The organism is Legionella cardiaca (genome assembly GCF_029026145.1).
GTDB classification, from domain to species: domain Bacteria; phylum Pseudomonadota; class Gammaproteobacteria; order Legionellales; family Legionellaceae; genus Tatlockia; species Tatlockia cardiaca.
Window position 1 is genome coordinate 568,270 of sequence record NZ_CP119078.1, and the last position, 21,191, is coordinate 589,460.

Sequence of the window (21,191 nt, forward strand, 5' to 3'; positions counted from 1 at the left end):
ACGATCCCGCCGATAACTTATTTAAGGGTAATCCATAATGATGGTATCCAAACTAGGGATACAATCTATTGCTGAGATTTTAGACTGTTCATGGCAAGTAACAGGAAAAAAAGAAATTCGTCGTGGTATCGTAATTTTCTTACTTGATGCTTCTTCCTCAAATGACTGTGAACAAGAGAATTCTTTTATTTTGTTTAACTGTGCTAGACAAGCAATGATATTGTTGTGATCTTCATTCATCCCAACGTCTAAAAATTTTTTCCTGGCAGCTTCAAAGTAACGAGCAGAAATATCTAATTTTCCTTGTCGCTCTTGCTTATCCTTGCAATTTAATGCGGCCAAATAATAGAGAGAGCCAAAATCATAATCACTAAATGCATAATTAATTGTTCCAAGTGCTGGTATCGCTGGAGGAAGGGCGTTATAAAAACTTTCCTTAAGCTGTAATGCTAGATTAAGAATGGCCAGGCAATCATTAAAGTTTTGATAATTGTTATGAATATATAATTCAACTGCAAATTGACTTAATAAAATGGCAACATCAAATTTATTATCAGGGGTTAGAATTTTATCGGCTGTTTCAAATTTTAGATTGGGTATAAAACGGCTGATTGATTCTTGTAATTGCCTAAATGTTTCTTCGGTTTTATTTTGACATTGATATAGTCTGATTTTTGCCTGAGCTAAACGGACAAACACCGGTTTGGTTCTATTTTCTGTTGTCTGTAATTGAGAGTTGAAATGATCAATTTCTGCTTCGGCTTGTTTAAGATCGCCAATAGCAAGTTGCAAAATGATGCTATAAAAATAATTGCGAAATAAATCAGGTTGGTACTCTGTGGCAAAATTTTCAGTATGACTCGAATAGATAGTATAGGCTTGCTCCAAGTTTTTTTGAGATTTCTCAAATTGACTCGATTTAAGATATAACAGCGCTCGACACTGATAAAGCAAGGCAATATTAGTGTGCTTTTCAGTTTTGAAATAACGCTTCTTTTTTTCTAAAGAAGAGTTGAATAATTCCTCTGATTCTTTATATTTGCCCAAAGCAGTTAATACATCAGCATGATCGTGTTCAAGATAACCGAATTCAATAGCATCCTTCGCTAAATACTTTAACCGTATTTTTTCTGCCTCAGAAAATACCTCTAACGCTTTGGCATAAGCCCCAATATTATAGTAAGCATTTCCACTGGCATGGAGTACAAACGCACGGTCTAAATCACAATGCTTAAGGCCTTCTTTACGTTTATAAGCCTCATTTGCTAATTCAAATTGTGAGATTGCTAAAACATAATTGCCATTGCGATAGGCGCAATCGGCCAGGTGAGTATGTGTTAAAGCAAGGGATTCATCATCAATAGGATGACGTGTTTTTTTAGTTTTTAAAGCAATATTAAGTAATTCAAGCGCTTGCGGATAATTTTCAATGACATGAGTACAGAAGACTCCCACATTATGAGACAAATTACCCAAAAGTTCTAAAGCGGTATCATCTTGTCGAGTTTGCAGTGTTTTTATATATTCAAGTGCTTGGGGTAGTTTTTCTTTTAACTCCGACCATAAAGGTTGCTTTTCATGCATTTCGCTGTAATCTCGAGGATACATTTGCGATAGTTGCATGATAAGTTTGTTATCGGTAAGACCAGTTCCATTGTTTTCTTTCTTTTCCTGCATTTTTAAAGAACCCATGATTAGAGCTTAGAGAAAATAACGTTTTCACAGCTACAAAACAAGAGGGAGAATATATATTCCCAATCAGTGCTTACAAGAAGCACAGATTGGACTATAAGAAAAGATATTAAAGCGATTCAACTGTTTTCTTGTGATGCAGTAATTTATCTCTAGTCAGCAGAGCTTGAGCAAGTTTTTCTTGTTCTTTCGCAATAATTTCTGCCGGTGCATTGTCGGTAAATTTAGGATTACCGAGCTTGCCTTCTGCGAGTGAAATATCCTTATCCAGCTTGGTGAGTTCTTTGTGAAGGCGTGCTAATTCAGCCTCTTTATCAATGAGTCCTGCCATAGGAATAAGCAATTCCAGTTCCCCAACCACCGCGGATGCAGAAACAGGCGTTGATTCACCTTCTTCCATGCAATGGATATGAGTTAGCTTGCTTAAAGCAAGTAGCGTGCTGTGGTATTTTTCCACTCGTTCCTTAATCGCTGGCGTTGCATTTTTCAGGTATAAAGGAATAAGCTTGGCAGGAGAAATTGTCATTTCACTACGAATAGTTCGTATAGATTGAATCACTGCCTTTAACCAGATAATTTCCTCTTCCACCTCAGGGTTAATGAAATCTTCATTCACTTCAGGATAAGGACTTAGCATGATGGTTTCGCCATTCATACTGGTGAGTTTACTAGTCCGTTGCCAAATCTCTTCAGTGATAAATGGCATGATAGGATGCAATAGCTTCAAAATTTGATCGAGTACGTGAATTAATGTACGGCGAGTTCCTCTTTTCATTGCACCTAATGCTTGATGGTCATAAAGAACTGATTTAGAAAGCTCAAGGTACCAATCACAGTATTCATGCCAAACAAATTCATAAAGCGTATTGGCTAATAAATCAAAACGATACGTTTCAAAATAATGATGGCATTGGGAAATGGTATGCTGTAAACGGGAAAGAATCCATTCATCAGCTGGGCTATATTGGAAGGCACCGTCGCCAAAATCAACTTGTTCTTCATCGGTGTTTAATAAAACATAGCGTGACGCATTCCAAAGTTTATTACAAAAATTTCTATAACCCTCAACTCGTCCCATATCAAAACGCACATTACGACCTGTTGATGCGAGTGAGCAAAAAGTAAAACGCAATGCGTCTGTACCAAAAGCAGGAATACCTTCAGGAAATTCCTTACGGGTTGCTTTGGCAATTTTGTTACGAACCGAGGTTAACATCAAATTAGACGTTCTTTTCGCGACCAGACTTTCAAGATCAATACCATCAATAATGTCTATGGGATCGAGTACATTGCCCTTCGATTTAGACATTTTGTGACCTTCACTGTCGCGAATAAGTCCAGTAATAATGACCTCTTTAAACGGTACTTTTCCGGTAAACTTTAATCCCATCATAATCATACGGGCAACCCAGAAGAAAATAATGTCAAACCCGGTCAACAGAACAGAAGTGGGATAAAATTGTTCAAATTCTGGAGTACGCTCTGGCCAACCTAAGGTTGAAAACGGCCATAATGCTGAAGAAAACCAGGTATCTAGTACGTCTTCATCCTGCTTGAGCTGCACTGACTCATCTAATTTATATTTAAAACGTACATCGTTTTCACTGTATCCGACATAGATGTGACCATGACTGTCATACCAGGCAGGAATACGGTGCCCCCACCATAATTGCCTACTAATGCACCAATCTTCAATATTTTCCATCCATTGATAGTAAGTTTTAGTCCAATTTTCAGGAACGAAACGAATCTCACCTTTTTTGACGGCGTCAATGGCTGGTTCTGCTAATGGTTTAATTTTAACATACCATTGATCAGTTAAAAGTGGCTCGATAATAACCCCTGATTTTTCGCCACGCGGGACTTTTAATTTGTGGGGCTCTGTTTTCACTAAAAGACCTGCTTTATCTAGGTCTTGAATAATTTGTTCACGTGCAACAAAGCGATCCATACCTTGGTAATTAAGCGGGGCATTCTTATTAATCGTACCTTTTTTTGTCAGTATATTGATTAAAGGAAGATTATGACGTTTACCGATTTCATGATCATTAAAATCATGTGCAGGTGTTATTTTTACACAACCACTGCCAAACTCCTGTTCAACATATTCATCAGCAATAATTGGAATAATTCTGTCGCTAAGAGGCAACTGAATTTGCTTACCGATAAGATGTTTATAACGTGGGTCGTCCGGATGTACAGCGACAGCCGTATCACCGAGCATGGTTTCTGGTCTTGTCGTTGCAATTACTAAAGATTCATTTGAATCAGCCAATGGATAGCGAATGTGCCATAAAAAGCCATCCTCTTCCTCTGAAAGAACCTCAAGGTCAGAAACCGCAGTTCCTAGTTTAGGGTCCCAGTTTACCAAGCGTGTGCCGCGATAAATTAAACCCTCATCATACAGTTGGACAAATACTTTCTGCACAGCAGCCGATAAACCTTCGTCCATGGTAAAGCGTTCACGTGACCAGTCTACTGAGGAGCCAATACGACGCATTTGGCTTGTAATTTGGTTGCCAGATTCTTCTTTCCATTGCCAGACACGCTCTAAAAATTGCTCACGCGTCATATCACGGCGAGAGAGACCTTGTGCTTCAAGTTGACGCTCAACCACTAATTGCGTAGAAATCCCAGCATGATCAGTACCGGGTTGCCAGAGTGTTCTTGCACCTTGCATACGGTGATAACGTGTTAGGGCATCCATTAATGTATGTTGGAAGCCATGGCCCATGTGCAAGCTGCCCGTCACGTTAGGTGGAGGTAACATGATGCAATAGCTTTTGCCATCACCGTGTGGGGCAAAATAATGGTGGCTTTCCCACTTTTCGTAGCAAGCTTGTTCAATGGCATGTGGGGAATAAGTCTTATCCATGTTTTAACCTGTACAAATGAAAGTTGCGAATATTAACATATGATGCAGGCATAAATCATCGTAAAGAGCAAAGATGCTCAAACATCGGTGTTTCTCCTGATATTTGCGCTCGCAATCAAGAAAGATTATTACATTTTAGGATGCGTGTGTTCATCCAAATCTTCACTCAGGATTGCCTCTTTTTCTTTATCTGCATCATGACGATGATCGGCTGCAAGGTATGTATACATTGTAGGTACAACAAAGAGAGTAAAGCCAGTGCCTATTAATAAGCCCATCGCAATGACTAAACCAATATCAAAGCGGCTAACAGCACCAGCGCCATTGGCTGCCAATAAAGGTATGACACCAAATACCATCGCTGCAGTCGTCATTAAAATTGGCCGTAGACGGATGCCGGCTGCTTCTTCTACAGCGGCTCTGCGATCAAGTTGTTTTTCACGTTGTAATTGATTAGCAAAATCAACGATTAAAATCCCATGTTTACTAATTAAACCAATTAATGTAATTAAGCCGACTTGAGTATAGATATTAATGCTTGCCGCACCTAAATTAAGTGGAATAAGTGCACCACAGATAGACATTGGTACGCTGATGAGAATAATTAATGGATCCCTGAAACTTTCATATTGTGCTGAAAGTACCAGAAAAATCACGATGATCGCCAAAAAGAAAGCGAGAATTAGAGCATTTCCTTCCTGAATAAATTGTCTTGATTGCCCACCATAATCAAATGTAAATCCTGTAGGTAACACTTCTTTTGCTTGTTCTGCGAGAAAAGAAAGTCCTTGTCCTAAAGTAGTACCTGGCATCATGACGCCTTGAATAGTAGCTGAGTTTAGCTGCTGAAAGTGTGATACAGCATTCGGTTGTACTTTCTCTTTAGCCGTGACGACAGTTGATAAAGGGATCATTGTATTATCAGCCGAACGAACATAAATTTTTCCTAATTGCTCAGGCGCTAAACGATATTTTCTATCTAACTGAGGGATTACTTCATAACTTCGACCCTGCAAGTTGAAATAGTTAACGTAATTGCCGGATAAAGCGCTTGTCAAACTACTGCCAATTGCCTGCATATCTAAGCCCAGATCAGAGGCTTTGGAACGATTAATCTGAAATTCTATTTCAGGTTGATTGAACTTAAGGCTATTATCCAAATAAATAAAAAGTCCGCTCTTTTGTGCTTTTTCCAGTAACTTATTAGAGACGTCAAATAACGTTTGGAAATCATTTGTCGTTTTGATAACAAATTGGATAGGGGTACCGCTACCACCTCCGGGTAGGGGAGGAGGTATAACAGCAAATGATTTTAAGCCGGCAATTTCATCCAATTTCTGTTGTAAAGATTCTTTCAATTGAAATTGCGTTCTATCCCGCTTATCCCAGGCTTTCAGAACCATACCTGAAACAGGCGCACTCATATTAACGGTAAAATAATGTTCGGTTTCTGGGAAGCTTTTATAAATATTATCAAAGGGTTTTGTAAACGCTTCAATATAATTGATTGTGGCATATTGCGGTGCAGTACCGACAACAAAGAAAAATCCTTGATCTTCTTCAGGAGCCGTTTCATCAGGAGTATGGCTATACAAATAAGGGAGAACTAATAAAACTACTGCCGCAAAGACCAATATAATCGCTCGGGTATCTAATAAACTGTGTAAGGCACGCTGATAGCGAACTTTTAATTTATTAAATTTATCGTCGAGAAAATGAACAAAACGTCCGCTGCTGATATCAGCAGTGAGAATTTTAGAACACATCATTGGCGTTAGAGTAAGAGCAATAATTCCTGAGATAACAACCGCGCTGGCTAGCGTAAAGGCAAACTCTTTGAATAAGGCACCTGTTAATCCGCCCATAAAACCGATAGGTGCATAAACAGCTGCTAAAGTGATGGTCATTGCAATAACAGGGGTCGCTATTTCGCGAGCACCTATAATTGCGGCTTGCAAGGGTGTTCGACCTTCTTCAATATGGCGATGCACATTTTCAACAACGACGATAGCATCATCAACCACTAAACCAATAGCCAGCACAAAAGCAAGCAAGGTTAGCAGATTGATGGAATAGCCTAAGAAAAGCATGAATGTACACACCCCGATGAGTGATAATGGAATGGTCACTACGGGAATCACCACGGAGCGTAATGAACCTAAGAATAGGAATATGACAACAATAACAATCAAAGCGGCTTCAATAATAGTATGGACGACTTCTTCAATTGAGGCGCGAATAAAATCAGTAGCATCATAAACAATCGTTCCCGTTAAAGAGGGAGGAAATTCTCGCTGAATAGATGGCATAATTTTACGGGCATCATTGATTACCGTAAGGGGGTTAGCCGTTGGGGTTGGGGTAATCGCAATAAAGACTGCTTTTTTTCCATCAAAACGTACTGAGGTGTTGTAATCTTGAGAACCTAACTCAATTTTGGCGATATCTTTTAAACGAACAATAGAGTTTTTATTGGAGCGTACGATGAGTTGGCTAAATTCGTCGGCATTATTAAGATCAGTTTTTGCCGTCATATTAATAGCAACATATTCTCCTTTTGTGCTTCCAGCGGCAGTAAGAAAGTTATTACGTGCAAGTACACTTGTGACATCAGAAGGAGAAACATTCAATGCTGCCATTTTAATTGGATCAAGAAAGATTCGCATGGAGTAGGTTGCTCCACCCAAAATCTCTGCTTTAGCCACGCCATCCACGGTTTCAAGCTGAGGTTGTACAACCCGCGTCGCGTAATCAGTGATTTGTTGCGGGGTCATCTCTGTACTATCAAGACTAATGTACATCAACGGGGTTGAGGTATCTGAGCTTTTTACAATAACCGGTTGCTGAGCTTCGGGAGGCAATTGATTTAAACTTTGTTGCACTTTACTCATTACATCAGTAAAAGCCACTTGAGGATCAAAATTAAGTTTAATGGTTAGTGTAATCGTACTTAAACTTTGTGTGCTGGATGAGGTCATGTAATCAATCCCTTCAGCACTGGCTACAGCCGCTTCGAGCGGGGTAGTTATAAAGCCAGCAATGAGATTTGCATCCGCTCCAGGATAGGCTGTTGTAATTGTAATTACTGTATTATCCATACGTGGATACTGGCGTATCTGCATCGTCAGAATAGAATTTAACCCAAACAAAAAAATGAGAAGACTAACCACACAGGCAAGTACTGGGCGTTTGATGAATATATCTGTAAATTTCATAGACTATCCTGACAAAAACTTAATTTTTAATAACCAGGGTAGGGACATGCCCCATTTCGTGTGGACAATCTGCGATCGTTTGCAGATATTGTCATCTTCACAATGCTCAAGATGACAAAGGAATTTTTTCCTTCCACCTATGCGTCACTTATTGACCTAATGAATCCGAATCAGCAATATCTTTTAACTCCACGCTGTTATTAATGACAACACGAGTATTGTTTTGTAATTTCAACTCGCCAGAGCTAACAACTTGCTGACCTGCTTCAATTCCTTTCTTAATAACAGTGTAATTGCCTTTTTGTTCTCCAGTACTAACAAAAACCCGCCGGACACGTAGAAGATCTTTACCGTCATTATCCTTTTTACCATTCTTGTCTTTCTCTATAACAAATACCGAGTTGCCATATAAGCTGTAGGAGATGGATGTGGATGGCAAAACGATCATGTCCGGAATTACGGGTTGCTCTACAGAAATTGAGGCAAACATACCTGGAATGAATGCAAATTGAGTGACGTGGTTTTGTGCATTCATTTTGCTATCACATTGAAAGAATGTTTTTCCGCCTTCTTGAGGTGTCTTGGCTTTTAGTAAATTTGACTTTTGGGTTACTAAATCAAGCGATGGGCAATTGGGAACAGTTGCCTGGACCAAAATATTATGAGTATTGGTATCAACTTTAGCATTGATGGCAGTTATTTTTCCCCCGAAGATGGCATTGGGGAACTCTTCAACGCTAAATTGAATTCCTTGATTAATATGAAGACGCTTTAGCATTTGCTCAGGTAAGTAAAATTCAAGAAAGAGAGGGTCCATGGACTGTAACGTGACGATTGCTGTTTGTCCGGGAGTGACATATTGTCCTAAGTTTACCTGACGAATACCTAGCTGACCTGAAAAAGGTGCAGAGATGTGTTTTTGTCTTATTTCTGCTTCTGTTCTTTCTACATTAGCTTGAGCCTGTTGAAGGCTTGCTGTTGCTTCATCAACACTAGAACTTGACGTTGCTCCGCGTTTAAATAAATCCGCTTGGCGTTTATAGCTAAGCTCTTTTAATGCCAAGTCGGCTTTATTGAATTTCAGAGTGGCTTGATCCACCCTGTCGTCAATATCTACCAGCGGTTGATCTTGTTCCAGATATTGACCTGATTCAAAATGAATTTTTACAATGTTGCCCGCTGCTTGAGAGTTTACATCAACCCCATTAATTGCGACAAAATTGCCAACAGCATCAATACGCGGTTCCCAATTTTTTTTCATTGCTGTGACAGAAGAGACACTGACCGCAGGTGGTTCATAACTCGCAAAAAAACGCTTAATCATAAAACTTTTAAAGAGATTGAACGCAATAATTCCTCCAAATACAACCACTAGGGCGATTATCATGATAGTCATGCGTCTTTTCATTTTCAGTCCTCTAAAACAGATTGAGAGCAATCAATTAAGCGGCGTCTACTATATCATAAATACTTAATGTATAAAGACAACTTAAAACAGGCATTATTCTAATGTTTAAAACTCTCTCTCTAGTTGGTTTTAATTTTTGTTGTTTGTAGGGCAATCCTTCTAAATGGTAGGTTCGATCAGATAATCATGGACACAAAAAAAACCTGTTGACTAAATACAAAGCTTTGTTAACATTTGCTTTCCACTAATCTTAGGGGTTATAACAATGAAGCTTAAGTCACTTCTGTTTGTTTGCTGTTTGGGTTTATTAACATCAGCGTTTGCTGATAGTCGTCATTTTCACCCACAAGCAAATAATCCTGGTGCAAATACAACAGATGCAAAATCAGCTGCAAAAAATGCCAAGTTACCAGGTTATTGTGAAATAGAAGTCATCAATAGTAGTTATGATAATGTGCGTGTTTATGGTGTTTTTGATGATGGTACTACATTGACACCATTTAATATTTATCGTTATGAAGGTCCGCATTATATCGACCTGTTTTACTACGGCTATTGCCACGCTGGTATGAATCTGTATATTGATACTTTCAGCGGTTACCGTGTCTATGGTGGATACACTTATGTGAATAACACCATTCACATCGTTCCTTACCTTAAAAATCAAATCAAAGTAGAAGTTAAGGCTAAGTAATTTTTTCCAAATAAATAAAATGTTGTACAAGGCACGATAATCATCGTGCCTTTCTTTTATCTGGTTGTACTCTTAGAGGTTTTAATTATGAAACGCTTGCTTGTTTTATTACCCTTGTTACCATTATTAGCTTCCTGTGTCGAAAATAACTACTATGATGAAGGCTATTATCGTCGTCCTCCCAGTGCGCATGTAGAAGTTCCTTACGGTTATTCTTATCAGGACACACCGAATACGCATTATCACACCAGTGAACGGCCTACTGTATATAGAACCGCTCCTGTTGCCTATAGACATTATTCTCAACATGGTCATAGGCATGTTACCCCGCACAATAAAAACCGACGTTATCGTAATGATGCAAGCACTCATGGCCATGACAATAATGTAGGAAACACCACCCACGGTCATGCAGACAATAGAGCAGAAATAAAAGTGCCGAGTAATAACAACAAAAATACATCAATTCATGGACATAATAATTTACAGAATAATGCGCATGGTCATGACTAGCAGATAACAGTGTGATATCTTTCTTTAACTTTTATTATAAGGAAGTAACCATGCTAAGAACGCTCAAGTTATTTGCCATCGTAGGACTGATATCAATAATTGCTGCCTGTTCTGCTACCCCAACAAGTGAGAGTACAGGTCAATATCTTGACAGTTCAGCAATCACCGCAAAAGTTAAAACTGAGTTAGTGGATAAATTAGGTGCTAAAGGATTTGCAATTAAAGTTACCACTTATAAGGATGAAGTGCAGCTTAGCGGTTTTGTTAATAGTGCAGTCATTAAACAGCGCGCTGGTATTATTGCTGGTAACGTTGACGGCGTGAGACATGTCCGTAATGCGTTGATTGTTAAATAGGCCTATAGATTTATAAGTTTCGAGGTAGTAAGCAATATGACTACCTCAATTTTTTTAACAGTTATGTAGTCGAGAAGGCTCTGCAAACATTCGTTGTAATGATAAATTTATCTAAGATGTTTTGCGTGACAGTATCTGGTGAGCAGTACTATAATTGTTCAATTATTGATAGGTTAAGGATTGCAAATGTTTGATAAAAGCTACACTATTGCAAATTTTGATAAAGAACTTTGGCAAGCTATTGAAGCTGAGCGTGTTCGCCAGGAAGACCATATTGAACTCATCGCCTCAGAAAATTATGCGAGCCCCCGAGTTCTTGAAGCACAAGGTTCTGTTCTAACTAACAAATACGCCGAAGGTTATCCAGGCAAACGCTATTATGGCGGTTGTGAGCATGTTGATGTTGCAGAGTCTTTAGCAATAGCAAGGGCTAAAAAACTATTTGCCGCTGATTATGTTAACGTGCAGCCGCATTCTGGTTCGCAAGCAAATGCCGCTGTGATGATGGCTCTGCTTTCTCCTGGTGATCTTATTCTTGGTATGGCTTTACCTCATGGCGGACACTTAACGCATGGTGCAAAAGTTAATTTTTCAGGAAAAATATATCAATCAATAGAGTACGGTTTGGACGTCGACACAGGCTTGATTGATTATGATGTTCTTGAAGAGTTAGCTCTTAAGCATCGGCCAAAGATGATTATTGCCGGGTTTTCTGCTTACTCACAAGTTCTTGACTGGCAGCGATTTAGAGCAATTGCTGATAAAGTTGATGCTTATTTGATGGCAGATATTGCTCATGTGGCTGGTTTGGTGGCCACGGGTTTGTATCCTTCACCAGTACCCTATGCTGATGTGGTAACCACAACTACTCATAAAACATTACGTGGTCCACGTGGTGGTTTAATCCTTGCTCGTGCTAATGAAGAAATAGAAAAAAAATTGAACTCATCGGTATTTCCCGGAATGCAGGGCGGACCGCTGATGCATATCATTGCAGCAAAAGCGGTAGCTTTTGCTGAAGCATTGCAGCCTGAATTTAAACAGTATCAACAACAAGTTATATTAAATGCAAAAGTCATGGCAGAAGTATTAAAGGGACGTGGATATCCTATTGTCTCTGGTGGTACTGAAAATCATTTGCTGTTGGTAAACTTAATTTCAAAAAATATTACTGGTAAAGAAGCGGATGCGGCCTTAGGTCGGGCTAATATTACTGTTAATAAAAATGCAGTGCCTAATGATCCTCGTTCTCCTTTTGTAACAAGTGGTCTTCGCCTGGGAACTCCGGCAATTACAACTCGAGGCTTTAAAGAAAAAGAGGTGAGTACTTTAAGTGGATGGATAGCTGATGTGCTTGATGATGTAAATAATGAAGCTACCATTACGAGGGTTAAAGCCCAGGTATTGCAATTATGTCATGAATTTCCGGTATATCGTTAACCATGCATTGTCCATTTTGTCATGCTGAAGAAACAAAGGTAGTGGATTCACGCCTTGTTGCTGAGGGAGCTCAGGTGCGCCGAAGAAGACAATGTCTTCTTTGTCATGAGCGCTTTACAACATTTGAAACGGCTGAATTAATTATGCCTTCGATTATCAAACGTGATGGTCGAAGAGAACCATTTAATATAAAAAATTTACGCGCAGGGATGTTGCGGGCTTTAGAAAAAAGGCCTGTTAGTGTGGATGCCCTTGAGGAGGCAATTGTAACCATCATGCAGGAAATCCGTCGTCGTGGTGAGCGTGAAATTGATTCTCGGGAAGTAGGCGAATTAGTAATGAAGCAGTTATATCGTCTTGATCATGTTGCTTATGTTCGATTTGCTTCAGTGTATAAACGCTTTAAGGACGTCAGTGATTTCAGGCAAGCTATTGATGAAATAAAAGACGAAAAAAATTCATGAGGTAATTTGTGGAAAAACAAGCAATTAGTGGTAAGAGACGCGCCAGAAAACTCGCTTTGCAAGCGCTTTATCAATGGTACATGTCCGGTGATGAATTATATGAGATTGAAACGCAATTTCGCATAAATAATAATATGGAAAAAGTAGATGGAGAGTATTTTGTCCGTCTGCTCCATGGCGTGCCTGCACATGTAAAAACACTGGAAGAAAAACTTACCCCATTCCTTGATAGAGCAATTGAGGGATTAAACCCTATTGAATTAACCGTGCTACGCTTAGGCGCTTTCGAATTGCTTCATTGCCCAGAAATTCCTTACCGTGTGGTATTGGATGAAGCGATTTCGCTGACCAAAGAATTTGGTTCACAAGATGGTTATCGCTATGTAAATGGGGTTTTAAATAATCTAGCGCAACAGGCTAGAAAAGTTGAAATCAATAATGGATGAATTTTCCTTAATTGATGTTTTCTTCAAGAATCCCGCACTTAGGCGAGAGGATGTCATTTATGGAATAGGGGATGATGCAGCTTGTGTCGCCGTTCCTCAGGGCCAACAATTGTTAATTAGCACGGATACCCTTGTTGCTGACGTCCATTTTCTAAGTGAGTGGGATGCCTATGATATTGCTTGCAAAGCAATCATGGTGAATGTCAGTGATATGGCTGCTATGGCTGCCACTCCATGCTGGGTTAGCTTGGCTCTCACACTGCCTGTATATAATAAATCCTGGCTGCAACGTTTTTCCCAAGGTCTTCATGATTCATTGCGTCGATTTAATATTGCATTGATTGGTGGAGATACAACACGTGGTCCATTGAGCATGACGATAACCATTCATGGGCTTGTTCCGACAGGTAAATCCGTACGGCGCGTTGGTGCTCAAGCAGGTGATAAAATCTATGTCAGTGGTGAGGTAGGTGCTGCAGCCTTAGCTGTGCGTTTTTTACAACAGAGTAATATTAATACAGATGATAGGGAAGCGTTAATGCAAAAGCTTCAACATCCACAGCCACGAATTGATTTAGGATCAATCCTACAAGAATATGCCTCTGCTGCCATTGATATTTCAGATGGGCTAAGTGCCGATTTAAATCATCTATGTGTCGCGAGCAATGTTGGAGCCTGCTTGATAGATGAAGCAATTCCAGTGCATTACTTAGTAAAAAAATATCAGCAAGAGAAAGCAACTTATTTTGCCCTCAGTGGTGGTGATGATTATGAGTTATGCTTTACAGTGCCTTCTCAGAAAGAAGAAAAATTCTTGGCCTCACTTATAGATTTAGGGCTAGACTGTTATCCAATCGGCGTGATTGAGGAAGAAAAAGGCTTAAGAATAAAACACGTTGATGGCGAACCTGAGATATTGACTCCTCAGGGTTATAGTCATTTCTAAAAATAATAAGCATCTTGCATGCTTTAGGAGAATAAGGTGAATGCAAGCAGGTTAGAAAACAAAGTTTGGCGAGATCCGAGCTATTTCATCGCATTTGGATTTGGCAGTGGTTTGCTGCCTGTTGCCCCCGGAACCTGGGGGACTTTAGCAGCGATTCCACTCTACTTGTTAATCATGGGGCAATCGTTAGGTATTTATCTGGCGATTGTTGTTGCTGCATTTATACTTGGTGTTTGGGTTTCTGATAAAGTATCTCGGGAGCTTGGTGTTCATGACTATTCAGGTATTGTTTGGGATGAGGTGGTTGGTTACTTACTGACTATGACAATGGCACCCGCAGGTGTATTATGGATAATTATTGGTTTTTTCCTATTCCGTATTTTTGATATATGGAAGCCACAACCAATACGTACAATCGATCGCCATGTTCGAGGTGGTATGGGAATTATGTTAGATGATGTCCTTGCTGCTATACCTGCATGGTTAATAATGCAGCTATTAGCCTGGGGTTTTGCATAATGAATGAAAACCATAAAGAGTTAATTAGTATTGGGGTAACGGTTGGTATTGTTGCGCTCGCGATATTTATTGTTCATCGTTTTATCCCCTCAATGATTTGGGCGGCGATTATCGGTATAGCGACTTACCCTTTGTATTTGCGCTGGCGTTCTTTTTTTGGTAATCATCATAATTTGGCATCCTTGTTATTTACCTTTATCTTGGCCTTGCTGTTTTTGCTCCCTTTAAGCTGGTTAGTGAGCATTTTAATAAAAGAGCTGCAGTTATTTATTAATTACTTACAATTAATAAATCGTGAAGGAGGGCAAGCGCCCTCGCTGTTACAACAATTTCCCATAGTTGGTAACGATCTGGTTAATTATTGGGATACCAATGTCGGTCAACCAGGAAAAGTGCGGAATTTGTTATCAAATTTGCATTTATCATTAACGCCAGCAAGTTATTACATTAAGCAAGTAGGAGTTAATCTTGCTCATCGTGGGTTCCAATTAGGATTTACGTTATTAACGTTGTTTTTTATTTATCGTGATGGCGATAAATTAAATCAGCAGGTAAGTCATATCGGCCAATTCTGTTTGGGACAGAGATGGTTTCGTTATGCGGATAGACTTCCATCTGCTTTGCGGGCTACGGTAAATGGCACTATCGTTGTAGGATTAGGCGTAGGGTTTCTAATGGGGATTTGTTACCTGCTAGTTGGTTTTCCGGCGCCAACGTTAACAGGCTTTATCACTGCATTTGCTGCGATGATTCCTTTCGTCGTACCTATTGTTTTTGCTATCGTTGCACTTATTTTACTATCCACAGGCTCAATGATCGGTGCCATTTTTGTTGTGATTTGGGGTACTTTTGTGATGTTTGTCGCTGATCATTTTATTAAGCCTGTTTTGATTGGTGGTGCTATCGAATTGCCTTTTCTTGCGGTCCTTTTTGGCATTTTAGGTGGAGTTGAGACTTTAGGTTTATTAGGGTTATTTGTAGGACCAATAATCATGGTTTTGTTTGTAACGCTTTGGCAGGAACCACAAGGTAATGTCAAGCCGGTCTCTTATTAGAAAAAAGAGTTTTCTTTGAAATTATTTTAAAGCGAAGCCTTGGAATTTTACTCTTTGACCCAATGTGATTATCATAGAATGCAGCAGTCCGGGTTTGAAGTAGGGAGTATTGAATGAATAAAGATTGGCCAACGAAAGATAAGGACATGTCTACAGCACAACGCATCATGGAAGAATACGCAAAGGAACAAAATACTGATTCTTTGGGATTATTTGAACTTGTCGTTAACCAGGAAGAAAAAAGAATGGATTTTCGTTTGTCTTCCTGGGTGATGATGATAGCCGAGCATTTCACCTCTCTTTATGGGGCCAGTCAGGGTGATTTTATAACGCGGCAGGTGATTACCCGCTGTATTACCAAAGACGAAACGGTCCATTAGATTATGTAACCAGGGAATTATTCATTTCAATATTTAGTGAACAATTCTTAATTCAGCACCTAGATTAGAATGATTACCCGCCTGCGCGGCGGGTATGGCATAGGTTAGGCAAAACACCATTCTGCAATTTTCAAGAAACTGCTAAATTCCTTGCTACTAAAAGCTAGCGATGAATTTATCATAGTCTTTCTTAAAATCGGGACTATTCTGATAGGCTATTAAAGCTTGATTAATATTATTTAGTAAATCTACTTCGTTACGATTTATTGCGATTCCAAGCCCAAATCCATAGGGAAATGGTTCGCCAAGGACGCTCAGTATACCGGAGGATTGGGACTGCCAGTACATGGCTGATGGGGCATCCATTAAGGCTATATCGATATCATTACTTTGAAGAGCGTCGATTAAATGCGGAGCATCTTTGAATGTAACAATTTTAGGATTTCGTACCCCCAGTGAATTGATGACGTTGGGGAAAATCGTACCTTCTTCAATGCCAATGGTATGGTTATTCAATAATTGCAGGCCAAATTTTTCCTTGGCAAGCGCGCTCGGGCCTATAAAACGCGAATTTCCTAAAAGATATGGGGAAGAAAAGAGCACTCTGGAAGCACGTTCGGCAGTAATGGTAAGGGCGCTGACTGCAACATCAACTTGCTTTGTTTCTACTGCATTAAAGATGTTATTAAAATCCAGGGGAACAAAAACACAATTACGTTTCATATATCGACAAATGTATTCCATCATAGAAATATCGAAGCCAAAAAGTTGCATATTGGCACCTTGCATAACAAAAGGTGGCGTAAAGGTATCAATACCTACCCGTAATGGTTCTCCTTGGGCAAAAAGAGATGGATTGAAAAAGACGGATAAATAGAGAACAAATGAAAGTAGTCTTTTCATTAATTAACCCATAATTAATATTTGCAATATTTATAGCATATAACCTCATGAGTTAAAGAACCAGATAAGATGTAATTCATTTTGTAATTTCAATATATTACATAAAGACTTATTATGGAGAAGTGGGTGTGCTTTTCATATCATGAGTTTCTTCTTGCTCTAGATTTTCAACAGTAATAGAGGTAATGCCTAATACCTGTTGAGCGCTCTGATGTCGATTTTCGGCTATTGAAAGTTTACTATTTGTCTGGCGGTAATTTTTTAGATTTTCTGCATAATCACTTTCCAATTGAGTAATTCGATCGCATTTCATGTTGTATGCCAGAGTAGTCGAAGCGTTTTGCTGAGAATGAAGATAGGCTCGATCTTGAATACGTTGCGAAGAGAAAAGATTATTTACCCATAAAACCAACCTTTTCAAAGGATTTGCCTGGCCCTGGTGATCGTCAGCTCCCCAAGTTTCAAGGAGGGTAAGTGGTTTTTGACTATTTTTTTGGGTAGCCAGAATGTCTCTTTCTGCAAGAGCCTCTTTGTGTTGCTGACGAATCTCTTGTAATTTTTTTCTCAGATCCTCAGATGTATCAGTGTAGTGTTTTACAGCGTACTCCGATTCTCTTAAAGAAATTTGTGAATGGGATTTTTTAATAGCCGCTATAAACATAATAAATCCCTGCGTTATACTATCCCCTTTATCTAATTTTTGTGTATCGTTGGCAGAGGCTATTTCTGAACTGATTTGTTTTGCTCTTTGAATCTGAGATTCAATTGTCGGTCTTAAAGTATGGTGTCTTGCTTCAAAAAGCATGGATTCCAATTTTTTGTATGAACTCTCTAATCTCAACCATGCTTTCACACCATCTTCGCTATGGATTGTTAGTTTATCGCAATATAACTCTTGCAAAATAATGTAATCAATTTGAGCCTTTATTAATTCGGGATCGTGATAAGATTTGCTCTCTTCTTTTGCTAAATCCATAAAATGCTCTGAGGCATGAAAGATATCCTCCGGTAGCTTTGCAAACGAAGAGGTCAGATAGGAGTTTTTAGCTTCTGTTTTCTTTGTTAAAAAATACTCATGAAGATCATTAAACATTCAGTAAGCTCCTAAAATGTATATTTACAGTGTAGGAAACTTTCCTTACCGCTTTATTAAAAATTCTGTAACAGAGCGATGAATTAGTCCCGCTAAAGACGAATTGAGTTTGGCAAATCTGAATTATCGAGGGCCTCAGGAAGAGGAACTTTAAGGAAAATTGGATTTATAAGTGAACTCTTTAAAGAGAAAGTATAAATCTCTTTACTTTTGGTGAGGCATAAGAGATGAAAATCTCCTATAGCAATGCTTGCAATCCCTGTATCGTTTACAAATTTAAGGGGTTGGGGAGTCGAATAATGGGTAACAGGAATCGTTTTTTTAAAATATGAGGGGGCTAGTATATTTTTACCGAAAAAATACATTTCCCCTTGTTCATCCAAACACAGAGAAAGAGAATCTTCATTTATAATTTTTTTAATCCTGGGTAATGAATTAACAACGGTCGGCGTACTGACAGAGGTCACATTGCCAAGCCCCAGAGCGCCTTCATTATTTACTCCTGTACTAAAAACTTCCCCTGATTTAGCGAGAAACAGAGTATAAAAATTACCTTTGCAGGCAACAGATATAATTTTTTTATCTGTTAACGCGGGAATGAGCTGTGGCTTAAAGATATATGGGATATTTCCAAGGCCCAGGTTACCACAAATATTTGCCCCGAAAGCATAAACTTGTCTTTTTTCTGAAATACAAAACGAGACATCGGAACCAGCAAAAATATGAGTAATGTTTTCTAAGTGAGTAATTAATTGTGGTGTACTTTGATAGTCGGTATGCCCCAATCCTAATTGGCCTGCGTCATTTAATCCCCAACTATAAACCTGACCATTGTTTGTTAAAGCAAGTACGTGATTATCGCCTAAAGCAAGCTCGATAATTTGTTCACCTACTAATTCCTTAATAAGTTCCAGCTCAGTGTTTGAAGATAGGGCTTTATTTTTAAAAGGTTGTCTTTCTTTGGGAAAATTATTTCCTTGACGATAAACTTTTCCATCTGTTGTTAAGAAAAAGGTTTGTGAATTACCAGAGACGATATCAATAATATTTAATTCAGACTTTTGCCATAATTGTGAAGTACTCTTTGTAAGAGAAAGGATTAATTTCTTAGGAAAAAAATTAAGCCTTTCATTGCCTGTATATTGTCTGGCCCCGCTTCCCCAGACAAACCATTCTTGAGCGGGGGAAAAATAAAAACAAGCATAATTACCACCAATAATTTTGGGTAATTTAGAGGATAGTTTCCTGCAGACTTCCTTATATGACTTGAAAGTAGCGTCCGTAAATGTCTCTAGATGCTCTAATCGCGTTTCGTTAATCTTTCGCGGATTTTCCAGCGTAAACTGCTTATAAATAATATTCCTAAATAAAATAACTGCGGAATGATAGTCCAGATAGTTCAATGCTAAATAGCAAAGGATATCAGAAGGTAGAGTAAGCAGAGGGGAGGACGCATTGGATGGCATTTTACAACATTCCTTGGGAGTTTGAATTTTAAGATTTGTGAAAAAAATAATAACAATGATTTATTTTTGATTACTATGGGTAAAATTACCCATAGTGAAAAAGACTAATTAATTGAGGTAATCTGAAGCTGAATTATCAGAATCTTTCCTATTCTGTGAGTCAAAGTGCTTTATAAGCGCCAAATAACGCGGTAAAACATGATTCAAAGATTGTAATTTGGAGGATTTAAAGAAAGAAATGTCATAAGCATCAGTGTTTAAAATTAATTCGACGTCCTTTGCTATTCGCATTCTGTTTCTAGCCAACCTGAGGCGTCATGCACTAATAATGGCAGAGCAGTGGGGTTAGAAGATAAAGCCTGATTTAACTGGCGGCTGTATACTCTTAACTGGAACTTGAGAGGATCATCTTCGCAGGTTTGAGGACTATAACCCAGTAGAAATAACTTATTTGTTTTTTGTGCCGTCACGCCCGGTGTAGCAATTTCTTTAAAATCAGCAAAAGAAAAACTTTGTGGGACTCTTTTTAAATAGTTATAAACCACTGTACCTTCATTGCTTTCAATAACCCTATGAGCAGTGGATGACGCACTTTGAGAAAGCCCCATAGCAGCCAATGTAGCAAGAACTTTTAAATCAAGCTGACCCTTGTTCGGTTTTTTTATTACATCAATAGTAAATTCCCCTTCCATAAAAGAAATTTCAACTTTTATAAAAGATAAATCCGTATCTGAATCCACATGAGTTAGGCTGACGTTGCCTTTTTTATCAGCAAAAATTATTGCTACACACCCTTCAAGCCCCACGGTAGCAGGGAATCCTTTTTGTTCTGCTGTTTTTCTAACCGTTTCATTTTGACCTGCAACCCACATTATTCTAGAATCATGCTCATGAGATTTGTTACTGTACATTGAATTACCTATAAATAGCTTGACTTGTAAGTATATCCATTTCAGTTCTTTTTGGCTATTTGTGAACTTTATGCTTTATTTTAAAGCATAAAGGAGAATCTAAAGTATTTTTATGAAATCTAATCACCTATTAAAAATTATTTTAGCCAGCGCATCTCCAAGACGTTTGCAAATACTGCAAAAGTATGGGTTAACTGCTGTCGTTATGTCCGCCAATATTGAAGAAATTTTGCAAAAAGGCGAAGAAGCCAAAACCTATGTGACTCGGCTTGCCAAAGAAAAAGCTCAAGCTATTTTGCCGAAGGTTGCAGTAGACAGTGCGGATCTGATTTTGGCAGCAGACACTACGGTTGCTTATCAGAATCATATTTTAGAAAAACCGGGCAACCGCGAAGATGCGTATAGAATGCTGCGGATGCTAAGTGGCAATACTCATGATGTTTATACGGGTTATGCTCTGGTTTTTCTACCAGAACAACGATGGTTAGTTGACTATGTGAAAACCAGAATTACCTTTCATACCCTGACAGAGCAGCAAATAAGGAATTATATTGATTCAGGTGATCCCTTTGATAAAGCGGGAAGTTATGGCATCCAGCAAGTAAGTGATACGTTTGTTAAAGAAATAGAGGGCTCTTATTACAATGTTATGGGATTGCCTATTGAGGAAATTTTGCAAAAAATTTCTTTTGAGCGGGCTTAAGAGACAATTTCTGATAATAGTGGAAACCAGAATTCATTTTCTAATGAGTAATATTCGAGGTCATGTTCAATTGAGTTTTTTTCTGCCTTTCGCTAGGCTTATAGATCTTCTT

General features: G+C 38.8%; 19 protein-coding genes. 11 read left to right on the top strand and 8 right to left on the bottom strand.

The annotated features are described in order from the left end of the window. Positions 1-21 precede the first annotated feature (21 nt). The 4 genes from PXX05_RS02510 to PXX05_RS02525 form a co-directional block, all read right to left on the bottom strand. Positions 22-1,692, bottom strand: coding sequence for a tetratricopeptide repeat protein (locus PXX05_RS02510; RefSeq protein ID WP_275089479.1), 1,671 nt, complete (start codon positions 1,690-1,692; stop codon positions 22-24). 109 nt (positions 1,693-1,801) lie between these two features. Then, positions 1,802-4,567 (bottom strand): valine--tRNA ligase, encoded by a 2,766-nt coding sequence (locus PXX05_RS02515; RefSeq protein WP_275089480.1) that lies wholly within the window; start codon positions 4,565-4,567, stop codon positions 1,802-1,804. A gap of 128 nt (positions 4,568-4,695) precedes the next feature. Continuing rightward, on the bottom strand, positions 4,696-7,782 hold the full coding sequence (locus PXX05_RS02520) for an efflux RND transporter permease subunit (RefSeq protein WP_275089481.1): 3,087 nt from the start codon (positions 7,780-7,782) through the stop codon (positions 4,696-4,698). A 148-nt stretch (positions 7,783-7,930) separates the two neighbouring features. Beyond that, positions 7,931-9,190: an efflux RND transporter periplasmic adaptor subunit gene (locus tag PXX05_RS02525; RefSeq protein WP_275089482.1), complete on the bottom strand. Its 1,260-nt coding sequence runs from the start codon at positions 9,188-9,190 to the stop codon at positions 7,931-7,933. Positions 9,191-9,455: 265 nt separating this feature from the next. Here PXX05_RS02525 and PXX05_RS02530 point away from each other — a divergent pair, with 265 nt between their 5' ends. The 10 genes from PXX05_RS02530 (at position 9,456) to PXX05_RS02575 (ending at position 16,003) form a co-directional block, all read left to right on the top strand. Further along, positions 9,456-9,884 carry a hypothetical protein gene (locus PXX05_RS02530; RefSeq protein ID WP_275089483.1) on the top strand — a complete coding sequence of 143 codons (429 nt, stop codon included), beginning with the start codon at positions 9,456-9,458 and terminating at the stop codon, positions 9,882-9,884. Positions 9,885-9,971: 87 nt separating this feature from the next. After that, the gene (locus PXX05_RS02535; protein WP_275089484.1) at positions 9,972-10,397 is read left to right on the top strand and encodes a hypothetical protein; all 426 of its coding nucleotides are present in this window, start codon (positions 9,972-9,974) and stop codon (positions 10,395-10,397) included. Between the two features lie 50 nt (positions 10,398-10,447). Continuing rightward, positions 10,448-10,753: a BON domain-containing protein gene (locus tag PXX05_RS02540; RefSeq protein WP_275089485.1), complete on the top strand. Its 306-nt coding sequence runs from the start codon at positions 10,448-10,450 to the stop codon at positions 10,751-10,753. Positions 10,754-10,939: 186 nt separating this feature from the next. Further along, positions 10,940-12,193: a serine hydroxymethyltransferase gene (gene glyA / locus PXX05_RS02545; protein WP_275089486.1), complete on the top strand. Its 1,254-nt coding sequence runs from the start codon at positions 10,940-10,942 to the stop codon at positions 12,191-12,193. A 2-nt stretch (positions 12,194-12,195) separates the two neighbouring features. After that, positions 12,196-12,657 (top strand): transcriptional regulator NrdR, encoded by a 462-nt coding sequence (gene nrdR / locus PXX05_RS02550; RefSeq protein WP_275089487.1) that lies wholly within the window; start codon positions 12,196-12,198, stop codon positions 12,655-12,657. Positions 12,658-12,665: 8 nt separating this feature from the next. Beyond that, positions 12,666-13,103, top strand: a complete 438-nt coding sequence (gene nusB, locus PXX05_RS02555; RefSeq protein WP_275089488.1) for a transcription antitermination factor NusB — start codon at positions 12,666-12,668, stop codon at positions 13,101-13,103. Next, complete coding sequence (thiL, locus tag PXX05_RS02560; RefSeq protein ID WP_275089489.1) at positions 13,096-14,049, top strand: thiamine-phosphate kinase; 954 nt, start codon at positions 13,096-13,098, stop codon at positions 14,047-14,049. The genes nusB and thiL overlap by 8 nt, the downstream gene beginning before the upstream one ends. A 36-nt stretch (positions 14,050-14,085) precedes the next feature. Further along, a complete protein-coding gene (locus PXX05_RS02565) occupies positions 14,086-14,568 on the top strand; it encodes a phosphatidylglycerophosphatase A family protein (RefSeq protein ID WP_275089490.1) in 483 nt (160 codons plus the stop codon). Next, complete coding sequence (locus tag PXX05_RS02570; RefSeq protein ID WP_275089491.1) at positions 14,568-15,623, top strand: AI-2E family transporter; 1,056 nt, start codon at positions 14,568-14,570, stop codon at positions 15,621-15,623. Before PXX05_RS02565 ends, PXX05_RS02570 begins: the two co-directional genes overlap by 1 nt. A 113-nt stretch (positions 15,624-15,736) precedes the next feature. After that, on the top strand, positions 15,737-16,003 hold the full coding sequence (locus PXX05_RS02575) for a hypothetical protein (protein WP_275089492.1): 267 nt from the start codon (positions 15,737-15,739) through the stop codon (positions 16,001-16,003). Positions 16,004-16,159: 156 nt separating this feature from the next. On the opposite strand, the gene PXX05_RS02580 is transcribed toward PXX05_RS02575, so the two are convergent. The 4 genes from PXX05_RS02580 to PXX05_RS02595 all read right to left on the bottom strand — a co-directional run bounded on the left by PXX05_RS02580 (position 16,160) and on the right by PXX05_RS02595 (position 20,376). Further along, complete coding sequence (locus PXX05_RS02580; protein WP_275089493.1) at positions 16,160-16,906, bottom strand: transporter substrate-binding domain-containing protein; 747 nt, start codon at positions 16,904-16,906, stop codon at positions 16,160-16,162. Between the two features lie 112 nt (positions 16,907-17,018). Next, the gene (locus PXX05_RS02585) at positions 17,019-17,999 is read right to left on the bottom strand and encodes a hypothetical protein (RefSeq protein WP_275089494.1); all 981 of its coding nucleotides are present in this window, start codon (positions 17,997-17,999) and stop codon (positions 17,019-17,021) included. Between the two features lie 92 nt (positions 18,000-18,091). Further along, positions 18,092-19,465, bottom strand: coding sequence for an RCC1 domain-containing protein (locus PXX05_RS02590; RefSeq protein ID WP_275089495.1), 1,374 nt, complete (start codon positions 19,463-19,465; stop codon positions 18,092-18,094). Between the two features lie 281 nt (positions 19,466-19,746). Then, entirely contained in the window at positions 19,747-20,376 is a 630-nt protein-coding gene (locus PXX05_RS02595; RefSeq protein ID WP_275089496.1) for a YbgA family protein, read from the bottom strand. Positions 20,377-20,488: 112 nt separating this feature from the next. On the opposite strand from PXX05_RS02595, the gene PXX05_RS02600 reads away from it, so the two are divergent. Further along, positions 20,489-21,079 carry a Maf family protein gene (locus PXX05_RS02600; RefSeq protein ID WP_275089497.1) on the top strand — a complete coding sequence of 197 codons (591 nt, stop codon included), beginning with the start codon at positions 20,489-20,491 and terminating at the stop codon, positions 21,077-21,079. Positions 21,080-21,191: the final 112 nt, after the last annotated feature.

What these genes read in the sequence shown, in the direction of transcription:
- PXX05_RS02520 (WP_275089481.1), bottom strand. Translation starts at nt 7,782, where the DNA reads ATGAAATTTACAGATATATTCATCAAACGCCCAGTACTTGCCTGTGTG.
- thiL (WP_275089489.1), top strand. Translation starts at nt 13,096, where the DNA reads ATGGATGAATTTTCCTTAATTGATGTTTTCTTCAAGAATCCCGCACTT.
- PXX05_RS02600 (WP_275089497.1), top strand. Translation starts at nt 20,489, where the DNA reads ATGAAATCTAATCACCTATTAAAAATTATTTTAGCCAGCGCATCTCCA.
- PXX05_RS02510 (WP_275089479.1), bottom strand. Translation starts at nt 1,692, where the DNA reads ATGGGTTCTTTAAAAATGCAGGAAAAGAAAGAAAACAATGGAACTGGT.
- nrdR (WP_275089487.1), top strand. Translation starts at nt 12,196, where the DNA reads ATGCATTGTCCATTTTGTCATGCTGAAGAAACAAAGGTAGTGGATTCA.
- PXX05_RS02590 (WP_275089495.1), bottom strand. Translation starts at nt 19,465, where the DNA reads ATGCCATCCAATGCGTCCTCCCCTCTGCTTACTCTACCTTCTGATATC.
- PXX05_RS02570 (WP_275089491.1), top strand. Translation starts at nt 14,568, where the DNA reads ATGAATGAAAACCATAAAGAGTTAATTAGTATTGGGGTAACGGTTGGT.
- PXX05_RS02540 (WP_275089485.1), top strand. Translation starts at nt 10,448, where the DNA reads ATGCTAAGAACGCTCAAGTTATTTGCCATCGTAGGACTGATATCAATA.
- PXX05_RS02575 (WP_275089492.1), top strand. Translation starts at nt 15,737, where the DNA reads ATGAATAAAGATTGGCCAACGAAAGATAAGGACATGTCTACAGCACAA.
- PXX05_RS02525 (WP_275089482.1), bottom strand. Translation starts at nt 9,190, where the DNA reads ATGAAAAGACGCATGACTATCATGATAATCGCCCTAGTGGTTGTATTT.
- PXX05_RS02530 (WP_275089483.1), top strand. Translation starts at nt 9,456, where the DNA reads ATGAAGCTTAAGTCACTTCTGTTTGTTTGCTGTTTGGGTTTATTAACA.
- glyA (WP_275089486.1), top strand. Translation starts at nt 10,940, where the DNA reads ATGTTTGATAAAAGCTACACTATTGCAAATTTTGATAAAGAACTTTGG.
- PXX05_RS02515 (WP_275089480.1), bottom strand. Translation starts at nt 4,567, where the DNA reads ATGGATAAGACTTATTCCCCACATGCCATTGAACAAGCTTGCTACGAA.
- PXX05_RS02535 (WP_275089484.1), top strand. Translation starts at nt 9,972, where the DNA reads ATGAAACGCTTGCTTGTTTTATTACCCTTGTTACCATTATTAGCTTCC.
- PXX05_RS02595 (WP_275089496.1), bottom strand. Translation starts at nt 20,376, where the DNA reads ATGTACAGTAACAAATCTCATGAGCATGATTCTAGAATAATGTGGGTT.
- PXX05_RS02580 (WP_275089493.1), bottom strand. Translation starts at nt 16,906, where the DNA reads ATGAAAAGACTACTTTCATTTGTTCTCTATTTATCCGTCTTTTTCAAT.
- PXX05_RS02585 (WP_275089494.1), bottom strand. Translation starts at nt 17,999, where the DNA reads ATGTTTAATGATCTTCATGAGTATTTTTTAACAAAGAAAACAGAAGCT.